The organism is Gardnerella vaginalis (genome assembly GCF_001546455.1).
Classification (GTDB): domain Bacteria; phylum Actinomycetota; class Actinomycetes; order Actinomycetales; family Bifidobacteriaceae; genus Bifidobacterium; species Bifidobacterium vaginale_B.
This window is the reverse complement of record NZ_KQ956815.1, coordinates 18,005-18,367: the sequence shown is the minus strand read 5'-3', so window position 1 is coordinate 18,367 and position 363 is coordinate 18,005.

Here is a 363-nt window from a genome sequence, read left to right as displayed (position 1 = left end):
TCGATTTTTCTTCTTCATTCGATGAATCACCATCAAAGATGCTGAGGTTCATCTCATTCAGGGCGAAAAATCTCGAATCTCCACCGCGCTTGATGCAGTCAGCGCGAACGATATTTCCGCTTTTTGTTGTTAATTTTGCCATTTTGAACAACATTTTCGGGAAAAACTTCCGCACTTTGTACCAAATTTGGCCTAAATCACGTACAAAAAGCGGGAAAAATGTGATTTGTATCATATACAAATGTTTAGGAGATTAAGCTAAAAACAGCGCTTGGCGTGTTGGAATCGCCAGAAATGTCTAAAAAAATATTCCGCTAAAACCCTTGAAATAAAAGGCTTGGGGGGGGGGGGGTATGCATCCCC